The organism is Allorhizobium ampelinum S4, assembly GCF_000016285.1.
Classification (GTDB): domain Bacteria; phylum Pseudomonadota; class Alphaproteobacteria; order Rhizobiales; family Rhizobiaceae; genus Allorhizobium; species Allorhizobium ampelinum.
Genome location: NC_011988.1, coordinates 1,047,501 through 1,071,653, shown reverse-complemented (window position 1 = coordinate 1,071,653; position 24,153 = coordinate 1,047,501). Strand labels below are relative to the sequence as shown.

Annotated in this window: 15 protein-coding genes, 1 tRNA gene, 2 rRNA genes and 1 pseudogene (1 of these 19 cut by a window edge); 15 read left to right on the top strand and 4 right to left on the bottom strand. The window is 58.4% G+C overall.

The genetic code is table 11. The annotated features are described in order from the left end of the window. The first annotated feature begins 38 nt into the window (after positions 1–38). The 13 genes from tssB (at position 39) to AVI_RS21800 (ending at position 17,750) form a co-directional block, all read left to right on the top strand. Positions 39–554, top strand: coding sequence for a type VI secretion system contractile sheath small subunit (gene tssB / locus AVI_RS21860; protein WP_012654305.1), 516 nt, complete (start codon positions 39–41; stop codon positions 552–554). Between the two features lie 72 nt (positions 555–626). Continuing rightward, on the top strand, positions 627–2,108 hold the full coding sequence (gene tssC / locus AVI_RS21855) for a type VI secretion system contractile sheath large subunit (protein WP_012654304.1): 1,482 nt from the start codon (positions 627–629) through the stop codon (positions 2,106–2,108). A gap of 42 nt (positions 2,109–2,150) precedes the next feature. Beyond that, positions 2,151–3,578 carry a type VI secretion system contractile sheath large subunit gene (gene tssC / locus AVI_RS21850; RefSeq protein ID WP_080517043.1) on the top strand — a complete coding sequence of 476 codons (1,428 nt, stop codon included), beginning with the start codon at positions 2,151–2,153 and terminating at the stop codon, positions 3,576–3,578. After that, on the top strand, positions 3,575–4,402 hold the full coding sequence (locus AVI_RS21845) for a type VI secretion system accessory protein TagJ (protein ID WP_012654302.1): 828 nt from the start codon (positions 3,575–3,577) through the stop codon (positions 4,400–4,402). The genes tssC (AVI_RS21850) and AVI_RS21845 overlap by 4 nt, the downstream gene beginning before the upstream one ends. Further along, complete coding sequence (gene tssE, locus AVI_RS21840; RefSeq protein ID WP_012654301.1) at positions 4,395–4,904, top strand: type VI secretion system baseplate subunit TssE; 510 nt, start codon at positions 4,395–4,397, stop codon at positions 4,902–4,904. Before AVI_RS21845 ends, tssE begins: the two co-directional genes overlap by 8 nt. Beyond that, a complete protein-coding gene (tssF, locus tag AVI_RS21835) occupies positions 4,897–6,678 on the top strand; it encodes a type VI secretion system baseplate subunit TssF (protein WP_012654300.1) in 1,782 nt (593 codons plus the stop codon). The genes tssE and tssF overlap by 8 nt, the downstream gene beginning before the upstream one ends. 8 nt (positions 6,679–6,686) lie before the next feature. Next, complete coding sequence (tssG, locus tag AVI_RS21830; protein ID WP_012654299.1) at positions 6,687–7,697, top strand: type VI secretion system baseplate subunit TssG; 1,011 nt, start codon at positions 6,687–6,689, stop codon at positions 7,695–7,697. Then, positions 7,694–8,953: an FHA domain-containing protein gene (locus AVI_RS21825; RefSeq protein WP_012654298.1), complete on the top strand. Its 1,260-nt coding sequence runs from the start codon at positions 7,694–7,696 to the stop codon at positions 8,951–8,953. The genes tssG and AVI_RS21825 overlap by 4 nt, the downstream gene beginning before the upstream one ends. Next, positions 8,943–10,283, top strand: coding sequence for a type VI secretion system baseplate subunit TssK (gene tssK, locus AVI_RS21820; protein WP_012654297.1), 1,341 nt, complete (start codon positions 8,943–8,945; stop codon positions 10,281–10,283). Before AVI_RS21825 ends, tssK begins: the two co-directional genes overlap by 11 nt. Then, positions 10,280–11,815: a type VI secretion system protein TssL, long form gene (gene tssL / locus AVI_RS21815; RefSeq protein ID WP_012654296.1), complete on the top strand. Its 1,536-nt coding sequence runs from the start codon at positions 10,280–10,282 to the stop codon at positions 11,813–11,815. Before tssK ends, tssL begins: the two co-directional genes overlap by 4 nt. Continuing rightward, positions 11,815–15,306 (top strand): type VI secretion system membrane subunit TssM, encoded by a 3,492-nt coding sequence (tssM, locus tag AVI_RS21810; protein ID WP_041699021.1) that lies wholly within the window; start codon positions 11,815–11,817, stop codon positions 15,304–15,306. Before tssL ends, tssM begins: the two co-directional genes overlap by 1 nt. 100 nt (positions 15,307–15,406) lie before the next feature. Further along, positions 15,407–16,858 (top strand): type VI secretion system-associated protein TagF, encoded by a 1,452-nt coding sequence (gene tagF, locus AVI_RS21805; protein WP_012654294.1) that lies wholly within the window; start codon positions 15,407–15,409, stop codon positions 16,856–16,858. Further along, entirely contained in the window at positions 16,845–17,750 is a 906-nt protein-coding gene (locus tag AVI_RS21800) for a protein kinase domain-containing protein (protein ID WP_012654293.1), read from the top strand. Before tagF ends, AVI_RS21800 begins: the two co-directional genes overlap by 14 nt. Before the next feature lie 148 nt (positions 17,751–17,898). Here the strand turns inward: AVI_RS21800 and AVI_RS21795 are convergent, their stop codons facing one another. Continuing rightward, complete coding sequence (locus AVI_RS21795; RefSeq protein WP_012654292.1) at positions 17,899–19,041, bottom strand: polysaccharide biosynthesis/export family protein; 1,143 nt, start codon at positions 19,039–19,041, stop codon at positions 17,899–17,901. A gap of 308 nt (positions 19,042–19,349) precedes the next feature. On the opposite strand from AVI_RS21795, the pseudogene AVI_RS21785 reads away from it, so the two are divergent. Together AVI_RS21785 and AVI_RS21780 are read left to right on the top strand one after the other, a co-directional pair. Next, positions 19,350–20,402 (top strand): annotated as a pseudogene (locus tag AVI_RS21785) (IS3 family transposase). Positions 20,403–20,544: 142 nt separating this feature from the next. Then, positions 20,545–20,805, top strand: a complete 261-nt coding sequence (locus AVI_RS21780; RefSeq protein WP_041698648.1) for a hypothetical protein — start codon at positions 20,545–20,547, stop codon at positions 20,803–20,805. A 17-nt stretch (positions 20,806–20,822) separates the two neighbouring features. On the opposite strand, the gene AVI_RS21775 is transcribed toward AVI_RS21780, so the two are convergent. From AVI_RS21775 to AVI_RS21765, 3 genes are all read right to left on the bottom strand, one after another. Further along, a tRNA-Met gene (locus AVI_RS21775) sits at positions 20,823–20,899 on the bottom strand. A 119-nt stretch (positions 20,900–21,018) separates the two neighbouring features. Then, a 5S ribosomal RNA gene (rrf, locus tag AVI_RS21770) occupies positions 21,019–21,133 on the bottom strand. A 232-nt stretch (positions 21,134–21,365) separates the two neighbouring features. After that, positions 21,366–24,153, bottom strand: a 23S ribosomal RNA gene (locus tag AVI_RS21765) (it continues 155 nt past the right edge of the window).

Sequence of the window (24,153 nt, the reverse complement as noted above, 5' to 3'; positions counted from 1 at the left end):
TTTTTTGATGCCCAGGGGGCACGCAAGGAGGGTCAGTGATGGCAAGTGTGCATGAAAAGCTAGAGCGGGTTCGCAAGCCCAGGGTCCACATCAAATACGAGGTGGAAACCGAAGGTGCGATGGTGATCAAGGAACTGCCTTTCGTGGTGGGTGTGCTCGGCGATTTCTCCGGCAACCCGACCCAGCCGCTGAAGCCGTTCAACGAGCGGAAATTCGTCCAGATCGACCGGGACAATTTCGACGATGTGATGCGCCGCATGACGCCCGGCCTGAATATCCAGGTGAAGAATACCATTGACAATGACGGCACCGACATCGGCGTCAATCTGAAGTTCGAAAGCATGGACGATTTCCTGCCGGGGTCGGTAGTGCAGCAGGTGCCAGCGCTGAAAGCGCTTCTGGATGCCCGCAATGAATTGCGCGACCTACTCAGCAAGGCGGACCGTTCCGAAGATCTCGAACGGCTTCTCGAAGACATTCTGCAAAACCGTGGTGATCTTTCAAAGCTCGTCGCCGAGCTGAAAGACCGGCCCGACAGCAACGGCCAGAGCTGACACCAGCCGGTCCAACCGAAAACTCTTTGACTGGCGGCCCTTATGTGACGCCGCTTTGAAAGGATTGAAGAGATGAGCGCTGAAAGCGTTTTGAAGCCGAATGAACCGACCGCCGCCACCGAGGAACAGGGGCTGTTGTCGAAAGTCGTTGCCGCCACCCGTCAGACGGAGCCGGACCGCGCCCGCAACCTTTTGAGCACCCTGACGGATCAGGCCCTGAAAGGTACTGTAAAATACGACCGCAACCTGACGGTCACCTTGAACAATGCCATTGCCGAGCTGGACAAGGTGATTTCCACCCAGCTCGCCGCCATTATGCAATCGCCGGAATTTACCAAGCTGGAAGGCAGCTGGCGAGGGCTGAACTATCTGGTCAAGAATTCTGAAACCAGCGTCAACCTGAAAATCCGGGTGCTGAACGCCTCCAAGCGCGAACTGTCGAAAGACCTGGCCAAAGCGGTCGAATTCGACCAGTCGCGGCTGTTCAAGTCGATTTATGAAGACGAATTCGGCACGCCTGGCGGTGAACCGATGGGTGCTGTCGTCGGCGATTACGAATTCGATAATTCTTTCGAGGACGTCCAATTGCTTCAGGGCGTGTCCTCGATTGCCGCCGCAGCCTTCGCACCGTTTGTCTCGGCAGCAAGCCCGCGCATGTTTGGCTTTGACGATTTCCGGGAATTGTCGCGGCCCCGCGATCTCGAAAAGATCTTCGAGACCGTGGAATATGCGAAATGGCGCAGCTTCCGCGAAAGCGACGATTCGCGTTTCGTCACGCTGGCCCTTCCCCGGGTGTTGGCGCGTATGCCCTATAGCCCGAAAACCAGCCAGATCGACGAGTTCGGTTTTGATGAAACCCTGGGCGAGGCAAGCGGCGAGCTGCATCACGACAGCTATTGCTGGATGAATGCCGCCTACGTCATGGGGACACGCCTCACCGAAGCCTTTGCGAAGAACGGCTGGTGCACAGCCATCCGTGGCGCAGAAAACGGCGGCAAGGTGGAAAACCTGCCCATGCATGTGTTCTCAAGCGATGATGGCGACCTCGACCTGAAATGCCCGACAGAAGTCGGCATTACCGACCGTCGCGACGCCGAGTTGGGCAAGCTGGGCTTCCTTCCGCTCTGCCACTACAAGAACACCGATTACGCCGTGTTCTTCGGCGCGCAAACCGCCCATAAGCCGAAGCTCTACGACAAGCCCGAAGCGACAGCCAATGCCGCCGTTTCCGCCCGCCTGCCCTATATGATGGCGACCTCACGGTTCGCCCATTATCTGAAGGTCATGGGCCGCGACAAGATCGGCTCCTTCATGGAAGCAGACGATTGCGAAGTCTGGCTCAATCGCTGGATCTCCAATTACGTCAATGCGAATGACGATGCTGGAGAAGATTCGCGCGCAAAGTATCCGCTGCGCGATGCCAAGGTGACGGTACAGGAAATCCCTGGCAAACCGGGCTCCTACAATGCGGTCGCCTGGCTGCGTCCATGGTTGCAGATGGAAGAGCTGACAACTTCGCTGCGCATGGTTGCCCGTATTCCATCGAAAAACTGATCGATCATCAAAGGTCTGCGCGGGTGCTTCGCGCAGACCTCTATCGTCAACGTCATCAAACATGCGCGTCCACCGGGGGGTATTGTGAGGACATCGTCACGGATGCTGGCGGATCGGTTGATCGCGGAAATCGACGCGGTTTTGAACCGGCAGGTGAATGCAATTCTACATCATCCCGACTTCCAGGCGATGGAAGCGCGGTGGCTTGGTCTTGACTTGCTAGTCCGCGAAGCCGGACGCAGCGCCGAGGTGAAAATCAAGCTGATCAGCGCCAGTTGGAAAGAATTGGCGCGCAGCATGGAACGCGCCACCGATTTCGACCAGAGCCACCTGTTCGAACTGGTCTATAACAGAGAATTCGGCATGCCGGGCGGTGAACCGTTCGGACTTCTGGTCGGCGATTACGATCTCTCTCCCGCCACCATCGATGGTAGCGATACAGTCAGTACGCTTGCACGACTTTCAACGGTAGCCGCAGCGGCCTTTTGTCCCTTCATCGCCGGTGCATCGCCGCAGGCCATCGGGCTTGAAACCTTCCGCGAACTGAACCGGGTTTCCGATTTTTCCTGGCTGCAACAGGACAAGATGCGGCTGCGCTGGAATAGCTTGCGCGGCAATGACGATACTCGTTTCCTGGGCCTGGTTGCACCGCGCGTGCTGATGCGCCCGCCGCACAAACCATTCTGGCGCAAGCGCAATGACGGTTTTCCGTTTCGTGAACATCTCTCGGAAAGCGGAGAGACTTTGCTCTGGGGAAACAGTGCCTTCGCCTTTGCGGCGATTATTCTGCGCACCTTTATCGATTCCGGCTGGTTTGCCGACATGCGCGGCGTGACCCAGGACGAGATCGATGGCGGCATGCTGGCGCCCTGGCAATTGCCGGGCCTTGATATCGGTGTGGAAAGCGAGGGCCTGTCCGCCCAGCCGCCCGTCGAGGTCAAACTGACACGCTCACAAGAATTGCAACTGTCCGATCTCGGCATCGTCCCCGTTGCCACGACCTATCTTTCATCATCCGCGATTTTCAACGCCAACCAGTCGCTGCACGCGCCGGGCCATTATTCCAGCGAAACCGCCCGGCAAAATGCCCGGCTGGCGGCCATGCTGCAATATGTGCTCTGCGCGTCACGCTTCTCGCATTACCTGAAGGTGATCATGCGCGACAATATTGGCCAGCTCAGCACCGCCAATGTCATTCAGCGACGGCTGGAAGACTGGCTGTCAGGCTACACGCTGGGCAATGACGATGCGGATGTGTCGCTCAGAAGCCGTTATCCGCTGCGTTCAGCGGGCATCCACGTCACGGAAATTCCTGGAAAACCCGGCGCCTTTTCCTGCACGGTCAGATTGCAGCCGCATTTCCAGCTCGATGATATCTCCACCAGTTTTCATCTCGTCGCCGAGACCTCGGGCGCTGCCGCCATGGGCGCTACCGCCGGGCAGACGGAACCGAAAAGGATAGTTGCATGAGTACCGCCTCCCGCCGCATTGCCAGCCTGCTCGATGATGCAGATCTTGCCCAGGCCATGGATGCCGTCAAAGCCGAATTGAAAACGGCGGCCAGCGATCATGACCTGCGCCATCTCTATATCGACCTGCTGATTCTGGCTGGCGATTATGAAAAAGCCGACAGCCAATGCGAATTGGCTGTCCGCTTCCAGCCGCAGGATGCCGTCGGTTTTTCGATGCTGCGCCAGCAGATCCGTGGGATGGCAGCCCGCAAAGCCTGGTTTGAAACCGGTGCCCTGCCGGATTTTCCCGGTGGCCTCACCGCCAGCGACCAGATTGCGCTAAAGCTCAACCTGGCCCTGAAGGAAGGAGCGGCAAGCGAGGCCGTGGCCCTGCTTGCCGAACTGGAAGCGAGCCGTGGCACTGTGCCGATGCTATGGAACGGCGGCGCCGTTGCCGATATCCGCGATCTCGACGACCGTATCCCTCATGCGCTTGAAGTGCTGACCACCGGCGGCGCCTATCTCTGGGTCGATTTTTCAAGGATCGCGTCTGTTACGCCTCAACCGATACGCCGCCCCCGGGACACGGCCTTCCGCCCGGCGGAACTGACACTGGAAAGCGGCGCCGAGGCGACCGTGCTTCTTCCCGCCATTTATTATGGCGCCGATTCCAGCCCTGCCCTGCAACTCGGCCATGAGACCGAGTGGATGGATGCGGTGGACGGGATCGTCACCGGTCTTGGCCAGCGATGCCTGCTGGCGGGCGACGAACTGGTGTCTTTCCACGATCTTGAAAGCTTGCAATCGGATGCGACCGGCGAAAGGCAGGCTGCCCATGGTTGATCCATTACAACGGTTTCGCGCCTCTGAACGGGTATTGAACCGATCCGTCCTGGACCGGCTGCTGGACGATACGCCTGATATGGACAGTGATCCGCAAACCAGCGTCAGCGAACAGGTGCGGGAGATGCGCGAAGTGATCCGCCGCGACCTGGAAGCGCTGTTGAACACCCGCCGCTGCCCGCAAGCACCACCGGATGGCCTTAGCGAGTTGCAGGACGCGTTGGTCTCCTATGGCGTCGATGGTATTCTTTCGGCCAATCTTTCGACGGACGAATCCAAACTTCGGCTGGCAAGACTGGTGGAACGGCGCATTGCGCTGTTTGAGACCCGCCTCGCCGACGTCAAGGTCACGATCCTCAAAGGCAATACAGAGGGCGACCGCGCCTTGCGGATGCGCATCAACGGTACGTTCCGTCTTTATGACGGGATGCCGCCGGTCAGTTTCGAATCCCGCATCGACCCTTCCACCCAGGCTTTCCGCATCGAGGCGTCGAATGGCTGAGACCTTTCTGGAACGCTATAATGACGAATTGTTCGCGCTGCGCAGGCGTGCGGAAAAGTTCGCCCGCGCCTTCCCGAAAATCGCCGGTCGGTTGCGTCTGTCGGGTGATGTGGCCGACGATCCGCATGTAGAGCGGATCATCCAGAGTTTCGCCTATTCCGCCGCCCGCGTTCGCCAGAAACTGGATGATGAATTTCCGGAACTGACCGACAGCCTGCTGGAAACGCTTTATCCCCATTATCTGGCGCCGGTGCCGCCGATGAGCATCGTGCAATTTGCGCCAGGCGCAACGCTGGCTGGTATGCAATTGCTGCCGCGCCATACCGACATCGTCACCGAGCCGGTCGGCGGCGATCCCTGCCAGTTCCGCACCACGCAGGATGTGGAAATTGTCCCGATGACGGTCAGCAATGCCAGCCTGACCGGCTTGCCACTCGATGCGCCAGCGGCACCCTTTGCAGGTGCAGCAGGCGTGTTGCGTCTGTCCCTGCGCTCTACGGCCCCCAAGCAGGACAGCATGGCCGGGCTTGGCGTCAAGCGCCTGACTTTTTTCATTGCCTCCGCATGGGCGCAGGCCGCCGCCCTGTTCGAGCTTCTGGCCAATCATTGCATCGGCATGGCGCTGGCACGCCATTCGGAGGATCGCAATGCGGTCTTTCTGCCAGCGGAAAACCTGCGTCCACTGGGGTTTGCGCCGGAGCAGGCGATGCTTCCCACGGCACCGGGCAGTTTTGCCGGATACCGGCTGCTGACCGAGTTTTTCACGTTGCCGCAAAAATTTCTGTTCCTGGAAGTATCCGGCATGGATCGCTGGCAGGGCGATGATGTCGAGCTTTACATCTATCTGGACAGCAGTGATGCGCGACTGGAGCGGATGATTTCCGCCAGCGACATCGTCCTCAATGCCACCCCGGTCATCAATTTGTTCCGGCAAAGCTCGGAACCGCTGACATTGGATGGCAGCCGCACGGAATATTCGCTCCTGCCCGACAGCCGCCGCCAAACGACCCGGGAAATCTACATGGTCGAACAGGTCCGGCTTTCGGCGGCGTCCGGCGAAGAACAGGATGCCCGGCCATTTTTCGGGAGCAGCCAGCGGGGCGCCAATAGCAGTGTGTTCTGGCAGGCGGTTCGCCGGTTCGATGAGGATGACGGATCATCGGACACCCAGATCGCCTTCGTTGATCGCAATCGCGGTCCGCTTGAGCCGACCGGACTGACGGCCAGCGTCGATACCCTATGCCTGAACAGAGACCTTGCCAGCCAATTGCCTTTCGGCGGCGGTCACCCGCACCTTCAATTGGTCAAGCGCAGTGAAAGCGTGGCCGAGATCAAGGCGCTTTTACCGCCAACGCCCGCCATTCGTATCCATGAAAAACTGGCGCGCCAGTGGCGGCTGGTCTCCCATCTGCTGCTCAATCATCTGTCACTGTTCGACAATGACGGTTCGGCACTGAAGGATATTCTTTCGCTCTATGCATTGCGCGATGCGCCGGAAACGCGACAGCTTGTCGAGGCCATCAGCCGCGTCGAGGCAAAACATGCACTCGCCCGGCTTGGCCCCGCCATGGTGCCAGGCACCGATGTCACGATCGAATTCGACCCGGCTATGATCGACCGGGCGGCCGCTTTCATCTTCGGCAGCATCATTGATCATTTCTGCGGGCTCTATACCTCGGTCAACAGTTTCACCCGGCTGACCCTCACCATGCGCGGCCAGTCCGAGCCAATTGTCCGCTGGCCCGCCCGGGCCGCCGAGCGGCCTTTGCTGTAGGGGTGGCGATGAATATCCAGATCAAACCCAATGAGGATAAGCTGGCCCGCCTGCTGGAGCAGGACCCCGGCCATTTTGAATCGACCACGGCATTTCGGGTGGCACAGCACCTGTCATCGGGAACGGAGCTGGAGGTCGGGGCCCATTCCGGCATTCAGCCAGCCCCTCTTGCCGTCAGCGGTTTTCGCCGCAAGTTGCAGGGCAATGTCGTCAAATCGGCTTTTGCGCCGCTGGTCGGGCCGCTTGGCGCGCTGCCGCCGGAATATAACGAATTGCTGCTGCGCGAAGAGCGTCGGCGTTCCCGCGCCTTGATCAGCTTTCTCAACCTGTTTGCCATCCGGTTTTCGGAACTGTTTGTGGCGGCCTGCGAGAAATACCGGCTGGCACGGCGGCTGCGCTGGAGTGCCACCAAGGAACAAAACACCTTCCGCAAGGTGTTGCTATCGCTGACCGGCTTCGGCACCGCCGGACTGGTGGAAAAGGCAGGCATCAATGAAGATGTGATCCTGCGGTTTTCCGGATTTTTTGCCGACCGTACCCGCAATGTCGCCAGTCTTCGAGCCATGCTGGAGGAGTTTACCGGCATGGCGGTGGCGATTGAGCAGTTTCGTCCGCGCTGGGTCTCCATTCCGTCGGCAGAGTTGAGCCAGATGGGCAAGGGGTCCGGCCCAAGACTCGGCGTCAACGCCATGGCGGGTGCATCCGTCATGGACCGGAGCGGAGCACTGAGGCTGGTCATCGGTCCGGTTGGCTATGACGATTATATCAGCCTATCGCCTGGCAAGCCGCGTCTTGCGGAAATCTTCGCCCTCACCCGCCTGTTTATCGGCAACGGCTTTGATATCGATGCCCAGGTCGTCCTGAAAAAAGAAGACATTCCGTTTTGTCAGATGGGGTCTGCGACCATGCCTGCCCGGCTCGGCTGGAACAGCTGGGCGCGGCTGGCCCCAGCAAGCACTGACAGCCGCGATGCCGTGGTTACCGAATATCAGGCCATGCCGCAGGGAGGTCTGGCATGAAGCTGGAACTTCGCCCCGAAAAACCAGTTACCAAGGGCCAGACCACATGGACACTGGACTATGGTCGCCGGACCATTGGCCGCGCCCCTGCCTGCGATTGGCAAGTGACGGACAATGAATGTCGCGTCTCGAAACTGCATTGCACCATCAGCCGGGACCGGGACGGTTACGTGCTGAGCGACCAGAGCGCCAATGGCACATTGGTCGATGGCAAGCTGCTGCTGGAAGGCGATACGATCCGGCTCAAGCACGGCGCCAGCATCGATGTGCGCGGCTACCGGTTTACCGTTTCAATTACCGGTGAGGCGACGCCTGAGGCGGTCGATCCCGATCCAACCATGCCGGTTAGCAGTGAGACGCTGACGATTTCCTCGATCCTTGCCGATATCGCCCCGAATGGCACCACCGCCCGCGGCCTTCTGGGAGACCGGCAGGTGGAGGAACCGTGGAAGCAACCCCGGCCATCAGAGCGAGGCATGTCTGGAGGGGCCACACAATCTGACCGTCGGGCGGACAAGGAAAAGAGCTTTACCCGTCATGTCGATATCGGCTGGAGCGGTCCGCCGCAGACCGATGGCATGAAACCCGTCTTGCCGGACAATTGGTTCGATGAGGATGCCGGTGGAAGCGCCATGGAACATCTGGCCGCGCCGAAAACCTTCGTGACCATCGCGCCCCCCGTTCGCCGTTCGCCGCAGGAATTGCCCCCTCCGCAAGAGGAGCGGTCAAAACCGCAGGACGAATTTGACGCGGTGTTCGCCGATCCTGAGGATCAGGAGCCGGATGCGCGACAGAGCCCATCGGCTTCAGATCTGCAAGCGGAGCGGATGATGGCGGCGCTCTCCCGCGCCCAAGAGGCTCTGGCCGAAAGCATCGCGGCCTTCGACCTGCCAGGTGATGCCGTGCCTTCCCTGTCGAGCAGTAACGACACCGATCTTGCCGCCCGGCTTGAAGCCTTTGCCGGACAGCAGGAGGCCTTCGCGGCGATTTTGCAAACCATGATGCAGGCGGCAGGCCGGTCGCTGGACCCACGCCTGCTGGAGGCCAAGGTAGACGCAAACTCGCCGGTGCGGCTGCCTTTCCTTGCCGAGCGCGACTACTGGGCGGCCTATCGGCAATTGTTTCAGGCCGAGGGCCGTATTCTTTCATTCAGGGATTTCATGCGTCGCGCCGCCATGGGCGAGCAGGCCGAAGAGCCAGCCGTACCGGTTCAAGCCGACAGAGTAATGGGGGTAGAAACAACCGATGAGACATGAAAACCGGGTTGCCTGGACCGAAGGCATGTTCCTTCGCGTCCAACATTTCCAGCAGTCCGACCGCTGGACGGAGCGTCTGGTGCGCTCGGTGGCGCGCAGCCTTACGCCTTATCCCTGGGGTATTCTGGAGATTGGCCTCGACCGCAGCGCCCTTGCCATCGGCCAGTTCGCCCTGTCGGGCCTGCGTGGCATGCTGCCGGATGGCACACCCTTCGATGCGCCTGAGGATACCGACCTGCCAGCAGCCCTTGAGCTGGACGAATCCGTCAAGAACGCGGTGATCTATCTGGCCCTTCCCGCCCGCCAGCCCGGCAAGGCTGACATGGCCCAGACCGGCACCTCGGCGGTCAACAGTGTGCGGCTTGTTGCTTCACCCTATGAAGCGCCGGATGCCAATGTGGAAACCGATTTCCTGGCGCCCATCGATGTCGGACGGCTGAACCTGAAGCTGTTGAAGACCGGCGACGATCTGGCTGGTTATGAACTGCTCGGGCTTGCCCGCGTGGTCGAGGTGCGCTCCGACAAGGCTGTTCTCCTCGACCCGGATTTCATTCCAGCCAGCTTGAACTGCACGGCGTCCTCAAGACTGCATGAATTGATGACCGAATTGCTGGGCATCGTCCGGCACCGGGCGGAAGCGATTGCCGAGCGGATCGGCGATCCGACCATTCGCGGCACCGCGGAAGTTGGTGATTATTTCCTGTTGCAGATCCTCAACCGCGCCGATCCGCTGTTGAAACATGCATTGTCCAACGCCACACGCCTGCATCCCATACAGTTTTACGAGCAATGCATTCAGCTAGCCGGCGAGCTTGCAACGTTCACCATGGAGAGCAAGCGGGCGACGGATTTTCCGGCCTATCGCCATGACGATCTGAAGGCGACGTTTGGCGCTGTCTTCGAGGATTTGCGCACCTCGCTGTCCTCGGTGCTGGCGCAATCGGCTGTCGCTATCGAGCTGGTGGAACGCCGCCACGGCGTGCGGGTCGGCACGATCAACGACCGCAGCCTGCTGCGCGATGCTGGTTTCGTGCTGGCAGTGCGGGCGGACATGTCGGCGGAAGACGTGCGCCGCACCCTACCCGCTCGTATCAAGGTCGGGCCGGTGGAGCGGATCGCCGAACTGGTCAATGTCGCGCTGCCGGGCATTCCGGTGCGCCCGTTGCCAGTTCTGCCACGCCAGCTGCCTTACCGGGCCGGAACCATCTATTTCGAGCTGGATACCAAGACGCCGCTCTGGAAACAGCTTGAAACATCCGGGGCGATTGCCCTGCACCTGGCAGGCGACTTCCCTGGTCTTGAACTCGAAATGTGGGCCTTGAGAGAATGAGCAACGAACGGCCTCCTTCCTGGCAGGATCTGCCGACCGTGGTGGAAGTCACGGAGGAAAAACGCCTCCAGGACGACAACGCCCGCAAGGTCGCCGACCTGCTCGACGGCGAAACATCGCAACCGGCACCCAACGACAGCGGGGCGCGGATGCCTGTCGCGCATCTGATCGACAATTTCCGCTTCGGCAGCAGCGAAATGCCGGTGCTGGTGCGCTCAGCAGCACCGCTGCTCAACCTTGCACATGCGCTGCGCTACCGCGCCGAACAGCCGGATATCGAGGAACTGCGCCAGGTCTGCATCAATGCGGTCAACCGCTATGAGCGTGATCTCGCCAGCGCCCGGATCAGCCCGGAACGGGCGCGCGCCGCCCATTATGTCGTCTGCGCGACAATCGACGATGTGGTTTTGTCTACGCCCTGGGGCGTGCGGGCCGGGTGGGCGCGCTCGGGCTTGGTCTCCACCTTCCACAATGACGTGACGGGCGGCGACCGGGTGTTCGATATTCTCGATCATTTCCATCAATCGCCTGGGTCTGCCAAGGATCTGCTGCTGCTGATCTACCTGTCCCTGTCGCTGGCGTTCGAAGGCCGTACCCGCGTTTCCTCCAAGGGACCGCTTGAGCTTTCCCGCATTCGCGACAGTCTCTACAAAACCCTGCTTGGCCAGTATGGCGTGTTTGAACGGGAGCTTTCGCCCCATTGGCAGGGGGTCCATGCCCGCCACAAACCGCTGCGCACCATGGCGGCGCTGTGGACCGTCCTGTCGCTGCTGGCCCTGGCGCTTGGGCTTGGCTATCTGTTTTTCACCCTGACCCTGAACGACAGCTCCGACCGAACTTTCGAGCGGCTGGCCGGGCTTGGACCACATGAGGCGCCGGGTGTGATGATAACGGTTCCCGTACCTGAACCACAGCCCCAGCCAACCGTTGCGCAGCAGGAGCCGGAACCGCAGCCGGTCAAGCCACCGGAGCCACCGCCGCCAAGCCGTCTGAAAAACCTCATTACCTTCCTTCAGCCGGAAGTCGAAAAGAAACTGGTATCGCTGTCAGATGCCAATGGACGGCTGCGCGTTCGCATCAACAATTCAGGCCTGTTTGACACCGGCAGCGCCGATGTGAAGGGTCAGTTCCGCGATCTGCTGCAACGCATCGGCGGAGCGCTGGCGGCGGAAAAATTCAGGGCGGTGGTGATCGGTTATACGGACAATGTGCCGATCAAGACCGTGCAGTTTCCATCCAACTGGCACCTGTCGGAAGCCCGCGCCAAAGCGGTGGGCGAAATCCTTTCCAGCTTCACCGGACCGGATGCCATTCTGACCGAAGGCCGCGCCGATAGCGATCCGATTGCCGGTAACGACACGCCGGAGGGCCGTGAAATGAACCGGCGCACGGAAATCCTCGTTCTGACCAATCCCGACGAGAAAATCACCGATGCCGGCATCCTGACCCCGCCCGTTGAAAGCATCGACAACGGTCCCAATAATCAAGTGCCGAACACAAGTATAAAGACGCAGCAGGGGGCCAAGCCGTGATCAATCCACTCAGCTGGTTTTACACCATACGCTCCTATGTCGATTCCTACGCGGGTGTCGTGGGGCGGCGCTTTATATCGCTGATCTGGGTCATCGCCCTTTGCGTGCTGATCTGGTTCTACGGCTATCTGGCCGCCTTCGGCAGCTTCAAGCCACTCGCCAGCGTTTCCGCCCGCATCTGGACCATGGTGGTGATCTTTGCCATCTGGACCGCCTATATGATTGTCACCATGGTCCGCGCCAAGCGCCAGGACAAGGAACTGGTCGACAGTATCGAGGCGCAGGCGCTGGCCAACCAGCAGGCCGAAGTCAGCGAAATCAGCAACCGGCTGAAAGAAGCGCTGGCCTTGCTGCGGCGGATTACCAAGAAACGCTTCGGCTATATCTATGAGCTGCCATGGTATGTGATTTTCGGGGCACCCGGCTCTGGCAAAACGACGGCGCTGACCAATTCTGGCCTGCAATTTCCGCTTGGCGACGCCCTTGGCAGCGATGCCGTCAAGGGCATTGGCGGCACGCGCAATTGCAATTGGTGGTTCGCCGATCAGGCGATCATGATCGACACCGCTGGCCGCTATACGACCCAGGATGACCTCGATGGATCATCGAAAGCCGGATGGGAAGGGTTTCTCGGCCTGTTGCGCCGTTATCGCCGTTCGCAGCCGGTCAATGGCGCGCTGCTGACGCTTTCCATCGGCGACCTGTTGACCCGCGACCCGGAAGCCCAGCGAGAAGAACTGCGTGCGATCCGCAAGCGGCTGGCCGAACTGGACGACCATCTCGGTGCCCGCGTGCCGGTCTATATCCTGCTAACCAAGGCCGATCTTCTCACCGGTTTCGTGGAATTCTACGATAGTTTCAACAAGAGCGACCGCGAACAGGTCTGGGGCACGACCTTCGGCCTGGAAGAAAGCTACGGCGCAAAGACATTGCCGGAGCGTTTTGCCGAGGAATTCGCCCTGTTGCAACAGCGTGTCGATGCCATGCTGATCGAGCGTCTGCAACAGGAGCAAAGTGCTGATGTGCGGGGCCGGATTTTCCGTTTTCCGGCCGAGCTTGCCAGTTTGCAGGAGAAGCTCGGTGAGGCGATCAGCGAGCTTTGCACCGGCTCGTCATTGGTCGAGGCTCCGCTGATCCGTGGTATCTATTTCGTCTCCGCGACACAACCGGATGAAACCCTGGCCCGCACCACGACAAACCGGACGCGGCGCAGCTATTTTCTGCCGAAACTGTTCAGCGAGGTGATTTTCAACGAAGCGGCCCTGGTTGCACGCGACAAGCGCCTTTCCTCTCGCCAAGTCCTGCTGCGCCAGGCCGTCTGGGGTTTGGCTGTGGCGGCGGTGGTCATTGTGTTTGCCGGATGGACCATGACGTTTTTCCAGAACCGGGCCGCTCTCGCCCAGGCCGAAGAACATCTGAACGCCTATGACAAGCTGATCCAGGATGTGCCGGTGCGCAATGTGTCGGATGCCGATTTTCTGCGCGTCCTGCCTGCGCTGGACAATCTGCGTGCGGTTCCAACCGGCTTTGACACCCGCTATGTCTGGGCCGCAAGTTTCGGCCTCAGCCAGCGCGACAAGATTGCCGGTCGCCAGCGCGACGCCTATCAGCGCGCACTGAACAGCCTTTTGTTGCCCCGTATGCTGGTGCAATTGCAAAAGGACCTGACCGGTGAAAGCGATGTAACGCGTACCTTCAATGCGCTGAAACTCTATGAAATGCTGGGTGGACTGGGGCGGCTTGACCGGGAATTCGTCTCCGCCCAGGCAACCCAGATGTTTAACGCCTTGTATCCCGGCGAAGGCCGGACAGCGGCCCGCAAAGCGCTGATCCAGCATGCCAGTGCCATGGCAGCCGGCGTATTGCCGCCAGTCGAAATCGACAGACGGCTCATCGAAAAGGCCCGCGACACCATCCGCAATCAAACCGTTGCCGAACGTGCTTTCGACATTCTGGCCGGATCGAAACAAGCGCAGGCGCTGATGCCGTGGCAACCGTCGCTTGCCTTTGGCGCGCTGGGTGAAAAAGCCTTCATCCGTAAGTCCGGCGCGCTGCTGACGGAAGGGGTCGAGGGACTGTTTACCGCGACCGGCTACCGCAGCGTCGTCCTGCCGCATATTGCCGACGCCGCCCGCGAAGCGCTGCAAGAAGAATGGGTGCGCGGCTCCAATGCGCAATTGCGGGGGCAAACGCTGGAGTCAGTGGCCCAGGCGGCCTTGCAAATCTATTATGACCGGCTTGAACAGCGCTGGGCGTCCGTGCTGGGAGATCTAGCCGTCAGGCCGTCGCAAAACCTGGGCGATGCCGTGGAAACCACACGCATCCTTTCCAATGACCGCAATATCGTCGCCCAGGCCGCCAGATCGATAGCCGATGCGACGGATCTGCGCCCGAAGGGCGATACGGCGGGCATGACCACGCTGGTGTCATCCGCCAGCGGCGACACAGTTGCTGCCATGCTAGCATCCTCCATGGCCGCCCCTGATCCCTATAGCCGCTTGCGCGAGGCGCTGGATACGCCTGCCGCAGACGATAGCCGCAAGGCAACAACAGATAAACAGGATAAACCCGCCTCCCAGGTCGAGGCGATATTGCCAGTTATCACGGCGCTGCATGACCAGCTGGCCCGCTCGGTTACGTCCTCAGCGGAGGTGGCGAAAGTATTCGATGTCGATAGCCAACTGACACGGGCCAATCAGGACCTGCTCCAGGATGCCCGCCGCCTACCGGGACCGCTGGATGGCTGGATGGCCGGACTTGCCGCCGATACCGGCTCACTCGCCGTCAAATCGGCCCGCAGCCGGATTGGCGACCTGTGGTCGAGCGAAGGGGCGGGCCTGTGCAGCTCCATCGTTACGGGCCGCTACCCCTTCGACCGCGCTTCCAGCCGCGATGTCGCCATGAACGACTTCATCAGGCTTTTTGGACCGAAGGGCCTGTTCCAGACGTTCTTCAAGCAAAGGATGGAGCCCTTCGTCGATCAGTCGATCTCCCCCTGGGGTTGGAAGGGCACCTTCGGCGCGGCAGGCATTCCCAGCGAGGGTATTGCCGAGTTTGAAAGGGCCGACCAGATCTTCCGCGCCTTCTTCCCAAATGGCAGCGAGACACCGGCGATTGCCATCAATGTCAAGCCGGTGTCGCTTGGCGAGACCTCGACGGCGGTGATGCTGGAAATCCAGGGCGAACGGGTGGTATATTTCCATGGCCCGGTCCAGGCGAAAACCATAACCTGGCCATCGAAGGATGCCGCCAGCATGTCGCGGATTGCCTTCCAGCCCGGCGGCTGGCAACAGGCCAAAACCGAAAATGGCGACTGGTCGCCTTTCCGCCTGTTTGACGATGCAAATATCCAAAACCAAGGCGACGATCTGTTTAGGGCGAAATTCACCAACGATAACCAGGTGGCGGAATTCGATGTGCAGTTTGGTTCGGTGTTGAATGCCTTCAGGCTGAAGGCGCTGTCCGAATTTACCTGCCCGACCCAGTTCTGAACCGCTATCGTAGGACCCGGCTTGATGGCCGGGTCCTACCTCCCTGTCAAAGGCACCCCGGATCACTCTGTCGGGATGCATCCTGAGGAAGAGGCAAGCCATGGCATTGCGACCTGCCCAGACAGAAAAGCCCGCCAATCAGGACCGGATCGGGTTTTTCGGCAAATTACCAAGCCATGGCGACTTCCTCTCGGATGGCCTGGAACGGGAGATGGTCGCGACGCTCGATGGCTGGATCCGTGGCGGCCTGCACGCCTGTGAACAGGAATTCGGCTCGGCTTGGCCGGAGCTATTCAGCGCCTCCCCTCCTTGGCGGTTCATCGTCGAAAAAGGCGTCTGGGGCCAAGTGGCTCATGCGGGTGTCATGCTGGCCAGCCGTGATCGGGTTGGTCGCAGTTTTCCGCTGATCATCATGGCGCAGATGCACCGCTTCACCCATCACCCCCGCACGCTGTTTCTGGACCATACTTGGTTCATGGCCGCCGAAGGCCTGGCTGAATCGACGATGACGCGGGAATTTGACATCAACCGCTTCACTGAAACCCTGAAGCGCATGCGTATGCCCCGTCCCCAGGAGGAAGAGGGCACCGCCACCGCCAGCAAGGATGGCACTGCGCTCTGGTGGTATATCGACCCGCAGACCTCAAAACCGCAGGGCCTTCGCTTTTCAAGCCAGATGAAGGCCGAGGACTTCCTGCGGCTTTTCCGGCAAAGCGCCGGCCTTACATCCCGACCACAAGACACAACCGCCCCTGCCTCATCCCGTGCCCCAGGGCCAGTCCCGATAAAAGCCGAGGCAAGACCTGCGCCTCAACGGACCGCTCCAAGCCCGGATAAGCCGCCCAGAGACCAACAAGCACCTGAGCCGCAAGCAGCAGGGCTACGGTATAGTTATGCCACCCATGCCGGCACACGATTTTCGATCAATGCGGATGGGCTATTCATCTGCGAAAAACCAAGGATTTTCGCCATTGCCGACGGTGTTGGCGACGACACCGCGTCGCAGGAAGCCGCACGCTATACTGCAGGCCAACTGGCCGAAATCGGTGAGACCGCCGATCTGGACACCATATTGCAGGAAATCAAAGGCAAGCTTGGCAGGGCCAATAGCCTGTTGCAGGCCCGCACGCAACGCACAGACGGAACCGCACCCGCCGCCAGCGTTGTTGTTGCCGCCTTGGTGAATCATCAACTTCTGCTGGTTTGGGCGGGGGATGCTAGGGCCTATCTGTTGCGTGACGGCACAATGGTACCACTGACCCGCGACCATATCGCCATCGGCCTGCAAAAACGACTGCGGCGCGGGGTAGGATTGGATCAGCAATTTTTGCCGGAAACGCTGACCACCGACATATTACCGGGCGACCGCCTGTTGTTATGCAGTTTTCCGCTGATCCAGGTCCTGACGGAGCGAACCGTCGCGGAAATTCTGCACCAATGCACCGATACAGAAAGCGCCGAGCGGTTGGTTCAGGAGGCTTTGATTGCCAATGTGCGCGAAAATGTGAGCGCTATCGTCGTTAGCCTGGCACGTAGCGATGCCTCTGCCTGACGGTTTCAGCGACGTCGCCGCCCGTTTCAACGCCCTGATGCAAGCTGTGCGCGGGCGTGGCGGGACACCTCATAATGACGGAGAACAGCGGCTGCTGATCGACCAGTTGAGAAACGCCCTCGACCGCCGGGCCGAAACATTGGCTCCCTCGGACCCCGCCTTCGTTGCAGGAACATTTGCCGTCGAAAACCTGCTTTACGAGGGAAGCCATAGCCGCGTTCTCAAACTGCGTCATCGGGATCTGGGAACCGTCTATATCCTGAAAACACTGACCACGGATGGGGCTCCGTCAGCCAGTCAGGCGGACCTCCTGATCCGTGAAGCCCGGATCGGCCTCGACCTGGACCACCCCAACCTGGTCAAAACCTCAATACTGTTGCGACTGGCCGATGGCAGCCCAGGCCTTATCCAACCCTGGTCTGGGTATTCTCTGAGGGAGAGCCTGGAGAGGGAGGGAGGAACCGGTCTCGACGTAGCGCAAATCATGCATGATCTCCTGACCGCACTTGAGGCTTTGCATAACCGCGGCCTTGTCCACGGTGATGTTACCCCCAGCAATATCATTCTCGATCCGCAGCGGCGGATAGCAAGATTAGCCGACTTTGGTTTGACCATAGAATGCGGTGCCAGCTGGGCCGATCTCGGTCTTGCAGAGGTTGGCTCCCCGGACTATCGCGCCCCGGAACAAAATGCTTCCAGCAAGGCATCGGCGGCGATGGATCTCTACGGTGCAGGTCGCGTGCTCTTGCGAATGCTCGACACTGTGCCGCAAGGCCAGAACGCCGATCGTGCACAGCTCGCGGATCACCTCTGTAACATCGATCCTGGAAACAGGCCCGAAACCGCCAAAGAAGCCTTGGCGAACCTGTCGCAGATAGGGGCAAGGGAATGATATCAGGGCGTAACAACGCTTAGGTTTTCTCGCCATCAAAGCATTAAAGACATCTCAAATCCATCAAGAATTTGAGATGTCCAAGACCCGAATTTTGACAGTCACTTCAATCATAGAACCAGCACGCCGCAGGTTCAGCTTATCAGGATCAATTGGAGGAGCCAGGGAGAGGTGCCGCCGATGTTGACGGCACTTTCTGGTAAACGGTCAGCAACTTGGCAGCATCAACCATGCCCGAATTGCTGGCATAGAGCACATCGCCCTTCTGCATCTGGAACAGTTGCATCAGCATGATGCTGGAGGCATCTTTCATATTCACATGATAGATTACCGGCTTGCTGCTGGTGGTCATGGCTACCGGTCCCTTGGCGCCACTTGCCGTCACCGTCGATGCCGGAACCTGGATCAACTGGTTGCGGAACACGTAGACATTGCGGGCATCGGCCCGGTCATCCAGCAATCCGCCAGCCCGGCCAACCGCCTGAGCCAGGGTAAGCTTGCCGGTTTCGAACTGGAATTCACCCGTGCTTTTGAAAGCACCAAGGGCCGTATAGCTGGCCGGTTCACCATCGACGATCACCTGGTCGCCTGGCAGCAGGACGATATTCTGTTTTTCATCGCTCATCACCCGATCCAGCGTCGTCGTTGCGCGTTCCCGACCGCGCACCACGGTAACCTTGGCGGCCTGCGGTGCAACAGACGCCCCGCCTGACTGCGAAATGATATCCAGAACCCGCTCACGCCGCGCTGTCAGCGCCACTTTTCCGGGGGTCTTGACGCCACCGCTGACCAGAACGGCGCTGGACGGTTTGTCGACAACTGTCACGACGGCCTGTGGGTTAACCGCCGAGCCTTTCATGCCCTGGACAATACGATTTTGGAGGCCTTCCGGGGTGGAATCCGTCACCCGCTGCTTGCCAACGAAAGGCATGGTGACGCTGCCCTGCGGATCGACAGTGAAGCGGCCAAGATTAAGGGTACTACTATGGGTGGAGGAAAAAAGACCTTCTTCGCCGGTATCCAGCAAGGTGACGTCAAACACATCGCCCGGCCGCAGTCTCTGTTGATTATAGGCGCCACGAAGCACCGACAGACCCGGTTCGGAGGCTGAATAACCAGACTGCGGTGCCGCAGCCGTGACAGCCGGCGCCTTGGAAAGCTCAATCACCGGCACCTTGCTTGAACTGCCCGGGAACGTCGCAGAGCGGATGGCCCCAGCACTTGGTCCATCCGATGGTTTTGCACAGCTCGACAAAATCGCAATCAAAAGAACTGGCAAAACCTTGCGCATTCGCTGCTCCAAAATCCAAGAATCAATAAAAAAAATAGATAGCAGCAGATGCCTAACTAACAATTGTAAAAAACGACAAATGCCGCAAAAACGACATTCAAAAAACACATGTTGCTTTTGCGCAACCCCAAGAGTGGAAATTAAAGATAGCTCGCCTCCAGCAATTGCTACGACGGCACGCATCAGCTCGAAGCCCTTGTTGATGTCTTCGAGTGGCATGGTGTGGATGATCATCGGGTCGATCAGGATTGAATAGCCCTTAGATTTGTAGGCACCTTCTTTCCTAATTTTGAGGCAAGAAGCTCATCATGAGCAAATCGAATTTCAGCGAAGAGTTTAAAAATCGACGCTGTGCGTCAGATCACCGAACGAGGCTATCCCGTTTCAGAGGTTTCGCAGCGGCTGGGTGTCAGCCAACATTCCCTCTACGAGTGGAAGAAGAAATTCTCCTCGCCGACGGGTGACCAGGGCAGCAACCAGGCCGAAGAGATCAGGCAGCTTAAAAAGGAACTGGCGCGCGTCACCGAAGAGCCCGACATATAAAAAAAGCGACCGCGTATTTCGCCAGGAATGCAAAATGAAGTACGCGTTCGTTGCCCAGCATCAGAAGCTGTTTTCGGTGCGAACGATGTGCCGCTTGTTGCGTATTCATCCCAGCGGCTTTTACGCTTGGCTCCGGACACACTTGAGCAAGCGGGCTTGTAAAGACGACCGGCAAATCGGTCTTCTGCGGAAAGCCTAAGACGAAAGCGGCAAGGTTTATGGCTACCGCAAGCTTCACGACGGCCTGCTCGACCACGGCGAGACTTGCTGCCTCAACACGGGTGCCCGGCTTGCGCGGGCCGCCGGGATAAAGGCTCAGATCGGCTATAAGCGCCCTACTGGAATTTATAGCGGCAGACCTTCCATTGTCATCGATAACACGCTGAATCGACAACTCGACGTGGCGGCTCCGGACAAGGCCTGGGTCACAGACATCACCTACATCCGGACGAACTAGGGCTTTGCCTATCTTGCTGTCGTCGTTGATGGCTGTCTGGCGACGAAAGCCAAAGGAAAAGGTTCTGGTGCGCTCGGATCAGGGTTCACAATTCACCAGCATGGACTGGGCATCGTTCCTGAAGCATCACAATCTGGTTCACTCGATGAGCAGACGCGGCGATTGCCATGACAATGCTGTCGCCGAGAGCCTCTTCAATCTTCTGAAGCGGGAGCGGATACGTCGCAAGGTCTACCGTTCTCGCGATTAAGCTCGAATGGACATGTTCGATTACATCGAAATTTTCCACAACCCAAAACGCAAGCACGTCAGAAACGGAATGCTGTCACCTGTCGCGCTCGAAAAGCAGCAAAAAACGTAACCCGGGGGGCTACGAAACTCGGGGCTATTCAGAAGAAAGAGCTTGCCGGCTTGCTCGATGGTGCAGAAGAGCCACCTCCCCCCTGCTGCATCCCAATCTGGCGAAATATTATCATGATGAGATCGCCGCTCTCCCCGAACAGTTGAGCAATGAAAAAACGCGGGCGCTGGCGGCCAACAAACTCCGTGCGCTGGTCAGCCGCATCAATCTCGTGCCCGATGGTAGGCAACTGGTGATCGTGCTGCGAGGCGATCTTGCCGCGATCCTCACCTCTGCATCCGGCAAGAAGAAGCCTGAGTTCCTCAACGAAAAGGCGATCCTGGAAGACCTCATGGGAAGACTCGCGGCAACTGAAGCCCAGAAACGCCAAAAGCCCTCCTTTTGGGAGGGCTTATCGTATTGATATTTTGTGTAAGTTATTGGTTGCGGGGGCAGGATTTGAACCTGCGGCCTTCAGGTTATGAGCCTGACGAGCTACCGGGCTGCTCCACCCCGCGTTATATATTTTTATTCGTTAACGGAATAAGGGTCGCTTGAGCGACCCTTTATGTTTTCGGCGGGGCCGATGTTTATGAGAGAAGATGATTGATTTGAGTATGAACATTGCGCTTAGCAGACCTGGCAGCGACCTACTCTCCCGCGTCTTAAGACGAAGTACCATTGGCGCAGGGGCGTTTCACGGCCGTGTTCGGAATGGGAACGGGTGCGGCCGCCCCGCCATGACCACCAGGTCAGCTAAGGGCAATGTTGATGAGAAGCTGGCGGGCATTGCCCGTTTTCTTATTGTGTGAACACGTCATTCCGCGACGTTTTGCTTGGCACTTTCGGACGAAGTCCGCAAGCGCAAGGCGCGTCGCCGATCGTTCGGCGCCCTCGCGGAGCATAGGCTCGTATACGAGCCGCTCATGCGTGAGCGCTAAACAGATGGCTCATCGACGAAGTCGATGAGCATGGTCAATGAGAACGATTAAGCCAATCGAGCTATTAGTAACGGTAAGCTTCGCAGGTTACCCTGCTTCCACACCCGTCCTATCAACGTGGTCGTCTTCCACGGCTCTGATAGGGAATACTCGTTTTCAGGTTGGTTTCCCGCTTAGATGCCTTCAGCGGTTATCCATTCCATATATAGCTACCCTGCTATGCCGTTGGCACGACAACAGGTCCACCAGAGATATGTCCATCCCGGTCCTCTCGTACTAGGGACAGATCCTGTCAATATTCCTACACCCACGGCAGATAGGGACCGAACTGTCTCACGACGTTCTGAACCCAGCTCACGTACCGCTTTAATTGGCGAACAGCCAAACCCTTGGGACCTGCTCCAGCCCCAGGATGCGATGAGCCGACATCGAGGTGCCAAACAACCCCGTCGATATGGACTCTTGGGGGTCATCAGCCTGTTATCCCCGGCGTACCTTTTATCCGTTGAGCGATGGCCCTTCCACGCGGGACCACCGGATCACTATGACCGACTTTCGTCTCTGCTCGACTTGTCAGTCTCGCAGTCAGGCGGGCTTATGCCATTGCACTCGACGACCGATTTCCGACCGGTCTGAGCCCACCATCGCGCGCCTCCGTTACTCTTTCGGAGGCGACCGCCCCAGTCAAACTACCCACCATACACTGTCCCGGATCCGGATAACGGACCGCGGTTAGACATCCATGACGATAAGGGTGGTATTTCAAGGATGGCTCCACTCGAACTGGCGTCCAAGCTTCAAAGCCTACCACCTATCCTACACATGCCGACACGAATGCCAGTGTAAAGCTATAGTAAAGGTGCACGGGGTCTTTCCGTCTGACCGCAGGAACCCCGCATCTTCACGGGGAATTCAATTTCACTGAGTCTATGTTGGAGACAGCGGGGAAGTCGTTACGCCATTCGTGCAGGTCGGAACTTACCCGACAAGGAATTTCGCTACCTTAGGACCGTTATAGTTACGGCCGCCGTTTACTGGGGCTTCAATTCAAAGCTTGCACCTCTCCTTTTAACCTTCCAGCACCGGGCAGGCGTCAGACCCTATACGTCGTCTTGCGACTTCGCAGAGCCCTGTGTTTTTGATAAACAGTCGCTACCCCCTGGTCTGTGCCACCCCTCTCCACTTGCGTAAAAAGGGGTCACGCTTCTTCCGAAGTTACGCGTGCAATTTGCCGAGTTCCTTCAACATAGTTCTCTCAAGCGCCTTGGTATACTCTACCTGACCACCTGTGTCGGTTTCGGGTACGGTCTATACGGTGGAGCTATTTCCTGGAACCACTCCACTGCACAATCAATCCAGTAAGACTGTACAATTTGTGTGATCCGTCACTACCACCAGGCCCACGAATATTAACGTGGTTCCCATCGACTACGCATTTCTGCCTCGCCTTAGGGGCCGGCTAACCCTGCTCAGATTAACTTTAAGCAGGAACCCTTGGTCTTTCGGCGAGGGGGTCTCTCACCCCCTTTATCGTTACTCATGTCAACATTCGCACTTCCGATACCTCCAGGATGTCTCACGACTGTCCCTTCACAGGCTTACGGAACGCTCCGCTACCACGTACACTTACGTGCACATCCTCAGCTTCGGTGCATGGCTTTAGCCCCGTTACATTTTCGGCGCAAAGACCCTTATTTAGACCAGTGAGCTGTTACGCTTTCTTTAAATGATGGCTGCTTCTAAGCCAACATCCTGGTTGTTTTGGGATCCTCACATCCTTTCCCACTTAGCCATGACTTGGGGACCTTAGCTGGAGGTCAGGGTTGTTGCCCTCTTCACGACGGACGTTAGCACCCGCCGTGTGTCTGCCGATTAGTACTCTCAGGTATTCGGAGTTTGGTTAGGATCAGTAAGACGGTGAGTCCCCATAGCCCATCCAGTGCTCTACCCCCTGAGGTATTCGATCGACGCACTACCTAAATAGTTTTCGCGGAGAACCAGCTATTTCCGAGTTTGATTGGCCTTTCACCCCTAACCACAAGTCATCCCAATCTATTGCAACAGATGCGGGTTCGGTCCTCCAGTTGGTGTTACCCAACCTTCAACCTGCTCATGGCTAGATCACTCGGTTTCGGGTCTAATGCAACTAACTCAATCGCGCTATTAACACTCGCTTTCGCTGCGCCTACACCTACCGGCTTAAGCTTGCTAGTTACACTAAGTCGTTGACCCATTATACAAAAGGTACGCAGTCAGGCTTTCGCCCTCCTACTGTTTGTAGGCATCCGGTTTCAGGTTCTATTTCACTCCCCTTGTCGGGGTGCTTTTCACCTTTCCCTCACGGTACTTGTTCGCTATCGGTCATGCACGAGTACTTAGGCTTGGAGAGTGGTCTCCCCATGTTCGAACAGGATTTCACGTGTCCCGCCCTACTCTAGGACAATGAGTGTTCTACGCGTACGGGGCTGTCACCCACTATGGCCAAGCTTTCCAACTTGTTCCGCTTTATTCCTCATTGCCACTGGCCTGGTCCGCGTTCGCTCGCCACTACTTGCGGAGTCTCGGTTGATGTCCTTTCCTTCGGGTACTTAGATGTTTCAGTTCCCCGAGTTCGCTTCTTACCCCTATGTATTCAAGGTAAGATACCTTATTTGCGATATCTAGAAACCTCTTTTGCCGAACCCTATCGCCCCACACTCGGGGTTTGTTTTGTCTTCACGCTGTCGGCTCTTCGAGCCTGCGCTACAGACGGTGCGCCAAACGCTTGGCGACGGCCTACCGGTCTGTATGGGACGTCCCACACAACCGGTCAAAACAGATTGGTCTAGCAA

What these genes read in the sequence shown, in the direction of transcription:
- tssB (WP_012654305.1), top strand. Translation starts at nt 39, where the DNA reads ATGGCAAGTGTGCATGAAAAGCTAGAGCGGGTTCGCAAGCCCAGGGTC.
- tssC (WP_012654304.1), top strand. Translation starts at nt 627, where the DNA reads ATGAGCGCTGAAAGCGTTTTGAAGCCGAATGAACCGACCGCCGCCACC.
- AVI_RS21845 (WP_012654302.1), top strand. Translation starts at nt 3,575, where the DNA reads ATGAGTACCGCCTCCCGCCGCATTGCCAGCCTGCTCGATGATGCAGAT.
- tssE (WP_012654301.1), top strand. Translation starts at nt 4,395, where the DNA reads ATGGTTGATCCATTACAACGGTTTCGCGCCTCTGAACGGGTATTGAAC.
- tssF (WP_012654300.1), top strand. Translation starts at nt 4,897, where the DNA reads ATGGCTGAGACCTTTCTGGAACGCTATAATGACGAATTGTTCGCGCTG.
- tssG (WP_012654299.1), top strand. Translation starts at nt 6,687, where the DNA reads ATGAATATCCAGATCAAACCCAATGAGGATAAGCTGGCCCGCCTGCTG.
- AVI_RS21825 (WP_012654298.1), top strand. Translation starts at nt 7,694, where the DNA reads ATGAAGCTGGAACTTCGCCCCGAAAAACCAGTTACCAAGGGCCAGACC.
- tssK (WP_012654297.1), top strand. Translation starts at nt 8,943, where the DNA reads ATGAGACATGAAAACCGGGTTGCCTGGACCGAAGGCATGTTCCTTCGC.
- tssL (WP_012654296.1), top strand. Translation starts at nt 10,280, where the DNA reads ATGAGCAACGAACGGCCTCCTTCCTGGCAGGATCTGCCGACCGTGGTG.
- tagF (WP_012654294.1), top strand. Translation starts at nt 15,407, where the DNA reads ATGGCATTGCGACCTGCCCAGACAGAAAAGCCCGCCAATCAGGACCGG.
- AVI_RS21800 (WP_012654293.1), top strand. Translation starts at nt 16,845, where the DNA reads ATGCCTCTGCCTGACGGTTTCAGCGACGTCGCCGCCCGTTTCAACGCC.
- AVI_RS21795 (WP_012654292.1), bottom strand. Translation starts at nt 19,041, where the DNA reads ATGCGCAAGGTTTTGCCAGTTCTTTTGATTGCGATTTTGTCGAGCTGT.